This is a genomic window from Vibrio sp. HENC-03 (assembly GCF_000305755.2).
Lineage (GTDB): Bacteria > Pseudomonadota > Gammaproteobacteria > Enterobacterales > Vibrionaceae > Vibrio > Vibrio owensii.
Map to the genome: position 1 here is coordinate 1717 of NZ_JH976078.1, position 8217 is coordinate 9933.

12 protein-coding genes are annotated in these 8217 nt (G+C 39.3%); 3 read left to right on the forward strand and 9 right to left on the reverse strand.

Annotated features, from left to right (window positions below):
- Positions 1-367: 367 nt before the first annotated feature.
- The 3 genes from VCHENC03_RS18385 to VCHENC03_RS18375 all read right to left on the reverse strand — a co-directional run bounded on the left by VCHENC03_RS18385 (position 368) and on the right by VCHENC03_RS18375 (position 2715).
- On the reverse strand, positions 368-1306 hold the full coding sequence (locus tag VCHENC03_RS18385; RefSeq protein WP_009705216.1) for a DUF1848 domain-containing protein: 939 nt from the start codon (positions 1304-1306) through the stop codon (positions 368-370).
- Complete coding sequence (locus tag VCHENC03_RS18380; protein ID WP_009705217.1) at positions 1303-1887, reverse strand: hypothetical protein; 585 nt, start codon at positions 1885-1887, stop codon at positions 1303-1305. Before VCHENC03_RS18380 ends, VCHENC03_RS18385 begins: the two co-directional genes overlap by 4 nt.
- A 117-nt stretch (positions 1888-2004) precedes the next feature.
- A complete protein-coding gene (locus VCHENC03_RS18375; protein ID WP_050554368.1) occupies positions 2005-2715 on the reverse strand; it encodes an IS5 family transposase in 711 nt (236 codons plus the stop codon).
- Positions 2716-3123: 408 nt separating this feature from the next.
- On the opposite strand from VCHENC03_RS18375, the gene VCHENC03_RS18370 reads away from it, so the two are divergent.
- The 3 genes from VCHENC03_RS18370 to VCHENC03_RS18360 are packed head-to-tail and all read left to right on the forward strand — an operon-like array spanning position 3124 to position 4415.
- The gene (locus VCHENC03_RS18370) at positions 3124-3783 is read left to right on the forward strand and encodes a hypothetical protein (RefSeq protein ID WP_009705219.1); all 660 of its coding nucleotides are present in this window, start codon (positions 3124-3126) and stop codon (positions 3781-3783) included.
- Positions 3746-4027, forward strand: a complete 282-nt coding sequence (locus tag VCHENC03_RS18365; RefSeq protein WP_009705220.1) for a hypothetical protein — start codon at positions 3746-3748, stop codon at positions 4025-4027. Before VCHENC03_RS18370 ends, VCHENC03_RS18365 begins: the two co-directional genes overlap by 38 nt.
- Before the next feature lie 10 nt (positions 4028-4037).
- A complete protein-coding gene (locus tag VCHENC03_RS18360) occupies positions 4038-4415 on the forward strand; it encodes a protein-export chaperone SecB (protein ID WP_050554369.1) in 378 nt (125 codons plus the stop codon).
- Positions 4416-4608: 193 nt separating this feature from the next.
- Here VCHENC03_RS18360 and VCHENC03_RS18355 read toward each other — a convergent pair whose 3' ends face one another.
- The 6 genes from VCHENC03_RS18355 to VCHENC03_RS0125495 all read right to left on the reverse strand — a co-directional run bounded on the left by VCHENC03_RS18355 (position 4609) and on the right by VCHENC03_RS0125495 (position 8097).
- Complete coding sequence (locus VCHENC03_RS18355) at positions 4609-5025, reverse strand: hypothetical protein (protein ID WP_009705222.1); 417 nt, start codon at positions 5023-5025, stop codon at positions 4609-4611.
- 150 nt (positions 5026-5175) lie between these two features.
- Positions 5176-5583 carry an NUDIX hydrolase gene (locus VCHENC03_RS0125490; protein ID WP_032802357.1) on the reverse strand — a complete coding sequence of 136 codons (408 nt, stop codon included), beginning with the start codon at positions 5581-5583 and terminating at the stop codon, positions 5176-5178.
- 160 nt (positions 5584-5743) lie between these two features.
- On the reverse strand, positions 5744-6211 hold the full coding sequence (locus VCHENC03_RS18350; RefSeq protein WP_232310321.1) for a GIY-YIG nuclease family protein: 468 nt from the start codon (positions 6209-6211) through the stop codon (positions 5744-5746).
- A 127-nt stretch (positions 6212-6338) separates the two neighbouring features.
- Positions 6339-6971: a hypothetical protein gene (locus VCHENC03_RS18345; RefSeq protein ID WP_157621062.1), complete on the reverse strand. Its 633-nt coding sequence runs from the start codon at positions 6969-6971 to the stop codon at positions 6339-6341.
- 91 nt (positions 6972-7062) lie between these two features.
- Positions 7063-7575 (reverse strand): hypothetical protein, encoded by a 513-nt coding sequence (locus tag VCHENC03_RS18340; RefSeq protein WP_009705227.1) that lies wholly within the window; start codon positions 7573-7575, stop codon positions 7063-7065.
- 138 nt (positions 7576-7713) lie between these two features.
- Positions 7714-8097, reverse strand: coding sequence for a hypothetical protein (locus VCHENC03_RS0125495; protein ID WP_032802360.1), 384 nt, complete (start codon positions 8095-8097; stop codon positions 7714-7716).
- Positions 8098-8217 lie beyond the last annotated feature (120 nt).

An 8217-nucleotide genomic window follows, 5' to 3' on the forward strand; every position in this document is an offset into this window, starting at 1 on the left:
GCCTCGTAACTCAACAGCCACACCAAAAATAATCAAGGTTCTCTCAAAAGCCGCCACGAAAATGAAGAAGCGCCAAAGAAATAAGCTAAGAGTTAGAAACCGTAAACGGTGAAATCAAAGCAAACACTCCGCATATAGTGCCACCGGAAAGAACGTGAAAGGTACAAACTGAAAGGTGTAAAGACGAACGCCAAAACAGATAAACACCAAAACTGATGACCTTTGATGCTAAACCCGTACTAACGCCCTGTTAAGGTGTGAGCAACGCAATACTGAAGCTCCCGCATACCACCTTAAACACTAAACGCAACGCATAGCAAAAATGCCAAGCGTTGCGAATCACTCTTAAACAGATTGTTATACGACTTTACAACAATGAGTTTTGAATAGGAATTTGCTCCATAAAATGCTCATATCCCTCACCACTACCTATAAGAAAAGGACTATTAGGGTCATGTTTCTTGTAATTATTCAACGCACCATTTTTTTGGTAGGTGGCGTAGCAGTATGTGCAACCATGAAGGCATGAATTATACACACCAATATCTACACTTTTAACACATCCACACTCTAGCCTTTGACCTTGATCTTTTATATTGGTTACTTTTATATTAAATAGTTCCTCAATTAGTCCATCGTCAATACACTTACCGTGTTTAATTCCGGTACTTTCCAAATTAACTTCTTCTGCGCACGTAGAAATAGACATTCCGTATTTATTGGCAATTTTTTTTAATTTAGAACAAAGATTATTTAGCTCATCTTCGTACTGTAAGATATCTTCGTACTCTAACCCGTCGATTTTATTAAGATTCATTTCCGTTTTCTTATACAGATCAGCAAAACTAATCACAACCCTATTAGTATAACCACTTAACATAGCTGCTAGTTTTTCAAACAACCTTAAGTGTTCCGACACAGGCGTCATGTTTGATAATATAATAGGGTCGTAACGCCAAATTACTTTCTCCTTGCCAATCTTGCGCGACAAATCTTTAAAAACCTCTACTGATTTTATAGGATGAAGAGTATTATTCTCTAACTTTTTATTATATCCAGTAATAGTGTATTGGAAGTAGTATCGATACCCTAATTGATCTAAAAGGTCTAAATGAGGAATAAGTTTTTTGGGGTTTCTTGTCCAAAAAACTATAACATCAACATCTTTCGAAAGTAGTGACACACGCTTTACTTGATGTGCATTGAATGGATTTTTCACCAACAAAAAACCCGATTTAATCCTGTTTATAAACCACTCGCTATAAAATGCAGGGATATCTGTTCTTCTGCTTGCACTTATAATCATAGCTCACCAGCATACCTGATAGATTTAGTAAGTAACTTTGGTTTAGCATTCTCAACTATTGCATTATCAATTGAAATACCACAGTGGAATTGAGTACTATCTAGTTCAAAGTCACAACCCAATAATTCATATAGTTTCTCGATCCGTTGCCTAACCTCTTCTTGATTTCTATCATTAATTACAATGGTTGCTTTATCAGTTATATTATTCTTTATGTTTTCAGCAACTTTTGGAATATCTTCTAAAGATATTTCAGAAAGCAAATAAGAAGCAATTACTAGGTCCGCTTTTATGCTAGTATTAAGATTATGTTTCGTAAGATCATGATTTGACTTTGTGTACTTGACAACCAAATCATCAGGAAAAGCATGCTTAATAATACGAGGAGAAATTTCATTCCACTCTTCACATCTGTCAACACGCACTACATTGACTCTTGTTAATGACTTTTTGTCAAACAATCTTTGACTTACTAGCCATTTATTAAAAGCAGCACTATCTGTACCTGGACCGCCACCAAGGCATATAACATTTAGTACTCGTTTACCCAGCAGCTCATTAGCCCTTTTAGTTGAGATCAAGCTTAACGCACTTTGAACTTCTTTGACATGAACAGGCAAGTACCTGACGACGTAAAGTTTTCGTTTATTTTCGCAGTCATAGTTAGGGCGTGTTGATCTTTGCTGTACACATTTTGGTCAGCAGTACATCGGCAGCCACATTAACACAAATGCCAGCGATACCATGCTGGCATAATTCCTTTCTAGCTTGTCATATCTACTTGAAATAGCTCGATAATGTTTAATTCTCGCAAAGGCATTTTCAACTAGGTGGCGATACTTGTATAGACACCAATCCATACTGGCTTTATCTATATCTTGCCCGTAATTGCGTTTAGCAATTACCGCTTCTCCGCCATGTTCCTTAACAAAAGTACGGAAAGGTTCGCTGTCATATCCTTTATCACAAACGATTGTATTAACTTCATCGAGTTGTTCAACTAAGCTTTGGGCATGCACTATATCGTGGCGTTGGCCTTCTGATAAATCAAAGCAAATCGGTAGGCCACCACTATCCACGGCTAAGTGAATTTTGGTTGAGTTGCCCCCGCGACTTTTTCCTATTTGCTCTGAGCTTTCAGTAGGTGCACCTGTACTATGTTGATGCGCTCGAACTATAGAGCCATCGAGAAAGACCCATTCAAAATCAGCCATATTAGATAAGCTTTTGAAAAGCTTATCTAATATTCCTTTCTTTGACCAAAGGTTAAATCGTCTGTAAACGGTACTCCACTCTCCGAACTCAGGTGGTAGATCTCGCCAAGGAATACCTGTTCTCATTCGATAAAGTATTCCTTCAAATGTCATTCGATGTTCAGCTTTATCGTAAATACGACCTGTACTTTTCATAACTTGGAGTAGCAGTTAGCATTGTTCTTGGCATGGTATTGGTTATAGTTTTACTTTTGGCGAAGCAAATTATAACTCTTTACCATGTTGTTCAAAAAACACTCACGAAAGATCAACACGCCCTAGTTCTATTGCTGCTTGATACAGCTCTTTTTCGATATTTTCCATGACCATCCATATTCAATTTTATCGTGCGCTATAACGCCCAATTAAGGGGTGAACAACGCCTTCACCCAAACCTAAAGCATTGTGCCATAAACACTAAAGTTGAAGTAGAAGCAAAAAAGCCAAGCGTTGTGAATCCCTCTTAAATTGCTTGTTATGTGCCAAATATTCTCAGCTATTGCTTGTTCTTTATGCACTCTTTTATGTATAATCCGCCGCTAAACGAACAATGAAAATAACCACATGAAAATACTAGGATTTCACACATGTGAAAAAACCGGTGGGTGGTCTTATGTTTGGGAGAATGCGCCCTTTTTAAGTGGCCCAACTGGACCACCTGATGCAAAACGTTGGCAATGGTTAACCCAAGGGTATTACTTTTGGACCGATAGTGACTACTTTGCTCATATTTGGGGTACAGTAGGCTATAAAGGCGAGTACTCGATTTCAAGGTGTAACCTTGATATCCCAGACGAGCTTTTTTTAGATATAGCTGGAAATGTTAATAGTCAGCTCTATTTTAACGAGTTAACTAAGTTATATGAAAGGCGATTGAGAAACGCTGGCAAGAGTGAAGACCCAACAATAGCCACAACCATAGCTCACTATAGACTGAAAGAGGAAAGCTCAAGCGGTCGCGGAATGTTTCCATTTTGGGCGGTTAAGGCACAAGATACTTTTCATTCAGAAAGAAATGACATAGCTTTTACACCAAAATCGAAAGAAAGCACTATAGTTTTAACAAGACAGCAAGTTTGCTTGTTTGAAAAAGCCAAAAAGTGCATAGTAGATAAGGTTGTTGTATACCCAGAAGAATTTTCAAATAGGGTGGAAGCTGTATTAAATTTAAGAAAGGTGAGTTCATATGACGAATCTACAGATGGAATCATTGAGATTAGCTGAGGAATGGCTTAATAGCATTGATGATGAACAATTTATCGCTGAGTACGAAGAGTTAAAGGCTGACTACGGGTTTGGTCCAACTCTTTCTGAAATGCACTTTCACAAAACCCTGATCCAACAAATTTATGTGTCTATCGCAGGTGATAGCTACCACCATATTGAGCTTTCACTTAACAATTCGTCGTACATGCTAGATGATTGTGATTCTGCCGCGAACGATGAAAACTATGCTTTAGCTGCGTGATTATTAAAATATGAACATTAGAATTATCCAGAGTAGAGTTACAGGTCTCAACGTACACCGTAAAGAGTTTATAGATGATGAAAACAATCTAGAGCTTAACTACTCTGCATCTGACATACCTGAAAGCCCAAATAACTACAGCATTAGCTTCAACGTTAAACTTCAGCACAAAATGGGATTTAGTTACGAAGTAGAGTACGAGTCGATCTTTGAAACTGACAACGCCATTGATGAAGAGTTTATGAACTCTCATTTTGTAAGCGTCAATTCGCCGGCTATCGCTTACCCATTTCTTAGAGCCTATATGGCGAACCTAATGCTAAGTTCAGGCCATGATCCAATCATGTTACCTACCATTAATTTCACTCGCTTCAAGAACAATAAGTGAAGCTTCAGGGCATCTGCAATTATCTAAGCAAATGCCCTCTAACCTGCTGCATACCTCTGGCACATAACGCCCTGTTAAGGGGTGAGCAACGCAATACCAAAGTCGCTGCATACCACCTTAAACACTTAAATCAACGCATAGTAAAAATGCCACGCGTAGCGAATCCCTCTTGAACAGTTTGTTATGTTCAAAACTAACGGATATCACTAAGATTTAGCTCAGAAAAATCAGATACATTCCAAGACCACTTTACATTCAGGTTACAATTTAGCTCCTTAATTTTTGAGCTTTCTAAATCGTTCAGTTTTGTGAGTTCCGTGATCTCAATTGGTTTTAGTTCATAAAACCAATTATTTTGCGTTGCTTTAGCCAGTGCTAGATGTACGGCTCGATACTTCTCTTGACCCTTAGTTGTCCTTCTAGGAAGACCTGAGAGTATCCTTCTAACGTTGTTAACGTAGTCATTTAAACGTTTCTTCCCTCGTTTGGTTTGCCCCACGTAACGATATTCATTACCTACATCATCAACAACTCTGGCGAAGTAAACTAAGCCTTTACCTTCTGTTAAATCTAATTCGTATGGATTGCTCCATTCCAACATAGTATTCAAATACTCCTCCTTGAACATAACGCCGCGTTAAGTGGTGAACAACGCAAACCACTATACCTAACCCTTTGTACCTTAAACACTAAATTCAATTTAAACTGAGATCGCCAAGCGTTGTGAATCCGTCTTGAACGCCTTGTTAGCAATAAGAACTCAGAGGTTGAGATAGCCTCTCAGTCTTTGCTGGTTAGATGGCACAGCGTCTGGAAGGGCTAAGTACGCTTCTATGTCCATAAGCTTCCAATATTGCCCCTCATCACCAAACTGAATTTCACGTAACTCACTTTCGGTTATCGTCACAGCAAGAAAATACGCATAACCAAAACCTGTATGACTATCTACTTTTTGCTTGTAATGAATACGCGATGGGCACAGTTCGATCCCGAATTCTTCTTTGAGCTCTCTGAGTGCACAATCCTCTGGAGTTTCGTTCCCTTCACGACCGCCACCAGGTAAATCCCAGTAATTCGGATATGAGATGGAAGAAATATTATCTCTTTTATAGGTGATAATTTGGTCGTTACACTTAACAACTAACTTGCACCCCTTAAAATGTTGCACACCGTCCCTCCTAAGATTGCTAACGCCCTGTTAAGGGGTGAGCAACGCAATACCGAAGCCGCCGCATACCACCTTAAACACTAAAACCAACGCATAGTGAAAATGCCACGCGTTGCGAATCCCTCTTGAACAGTTTGTTAGCTGAATTGCCAAAGCGATCCTATTTATTGTTTCCACCTTGCTTACCAAAAGCGGGCTTCAAGTCATACGACATCGCATCCTCAATGAGTTGAAGGACTTCTATTGGAACGTCATATTCAAGAATACGAACTTCATACTTGCCATCAAACCATTGATACATGTGTAAAGAGTAAGTTTTGCTGGGGCAATTAACCAAGTGTTGCCTTAACCGTTTTCGTAAACCAGTAGTTGAAGATCCAACATATAGAACATGTGATGGGCTATTTACTTTGCTACATGCTTTAAGCTTTTTTCGTTTGAAGTCTACGAATGATTCAAACGTGCTTTCTGCACATCCACCAACTTCTTTGATGATATAGATCCCTTTATCGATATCTGGAACCTCATCAAAGCAAGCAACCGTAAAATCAGATTTTGGTTTTACTGCTCTAGCGGTTTCGCAATCTCTAATCAGTCTATCCAAGTATTCCATTACTTTTGTTTTCATCCTATTCAGCTAACGCCCTGTTAAGGTGTGAGCAACGCAATACCGATGCCGCCGCATACCACCTTAACCGCTAAACCTAACGCATAATAAAAATGCCACGCGTTGCGAATCACTCTTAAACAGATTGTTATACAGAAATTGTACCGTTTTCGTAATTTAAAGGGATTTGGCATGTCCTCTCTAAAAATTTGGCACCTGTAAGCATTGGAATATATTTTAAACGTTTCTTTTTCTCTAGTTGCTCTGGCTTGCCAACGATTACTTGATGTGCAGGAAAGTTATTGTCATAGTGCTCATTCAATCGAGAAGCTATTGCTGGGTCAACAACCAGATCTTTGCCTACATTTAGCCAAACATGAATATTCATTACATCATCAGAATAACCCTTCTCCCATTCGCCAATTAAACCATCAACTGTTGTGTCATATTCATTGCAACCATTAATTACTACTTCACCAAATACTAATTCGCAAGGAATACCCTTTTTTTGAAAAAAGGTGAAGGCAGTTGCACCAAGTGGAATACATCCATCAGTCCACCCAAATGGACCAAATCTCTGTAAAAGAGAGTTCAATAGCTCATTGTTTGCAAGCTCGCCATAACGTTTGATGTCTCTAGCTGGAACCAATGTATCAATTGGCAATTGAGGGGAAATTTCTAGTTTTTTGGCTCTTTTTTCTGCTGCTTTTAGATACTCTATATACCGCATTTTTTCTTCTCTATTTCCTTCTGTATAACGCCTTGTTAAGGTGTGAGGCACACAATACCGAAGCCTACGCATACCACCTTAACCACTAAACTTGACGCATAGCAAAAATGCCACGCGTGCCGAATCACTCTTGAACAATTTGTTATGCATATTTCACACAGGTGCGCCAAAACTCCAAATCTTGAGGTGTGACTTTGTCACCCCAACCTTCGTTTTGTGAGAACAATGAGAACTTGAACGGTGTTAAAACCGGCAGTTGTTCTATGCCACTAGCTGAAATGACACTTTCAAGTGCAGCCATTGATTGTTCGTTTTCAGCCGCTCCCCAAAAACTACCCCATAAAATATCGGTTACGCCACCGACAATAGTCCTAAACTGACTCTCGCCGATACCGTTTTGAGCGAGGGAAAGCTGTAAATCCTCAGGAAATTCATCACCTAGCCCACAATTTACTAAAGTGGGTCGTTTAGATTCCCAAGGCTCGAATTCGTCTGAACCATCAACGAGAAACCAATCCCATAAGTGCTCTAAAAACTCCTGATTATCATGAAGTTCTAAACCATGAAGAACACAGAAACGCTCAAAGATAAGCAGACCAATTGCAGCTCGTGCATTGATAGACAACCTTTTACATTCGCTCGTGTATGAGTCCATTATTCTCTCTAATATGCATAACGCCGCGTTAAGTAGTGAGCAACGCCACCACTGAACCTAAACCATACTACCTTAAACACGAAACCCAACGATGGAATGAAAAATGCCAAGCGTTGGGAATCTGTCTTAAACGCTTTGTTATGTGCATCTACTCACAAGCTCTTCCCAATCCTGACTAGAAACCCAGTGACGGTAAACTCTAGTTCTAAACTTTCCGTCAGAAGATGAAGATCTAATCAAAATAGATGGACCAACTATCGGCAACTTTTTATATTTTAGAGATGCTGGTTGTCCCATAAACAAGACTTTCTGTGCTGCAAATTTCAGGTTGCTTTCATTTGTAACTCTCGAGTAGCCATATACTAATGCCGATATAAGAAACAATCCTGCATAACCTTGCCATCCACTAGTTAGAGGAAAGCCTAATTCAGCTACGTGCCAGCCAAAGAAACATAATACAAAACACAGCAAAGCATGGAAAAATGCGCGTCTATGGCCTAGAAATTCAACTTCCTTATTCATTAATTTCTCCTTAAGTTCCGACATTAGACTATCATTGTTTCGATAATCTCATGCACATAACGCCTTGCTAAGGTGTGAGTAACGCAATACAAAAGCTACCGCACAGCGCCTTAATCACCC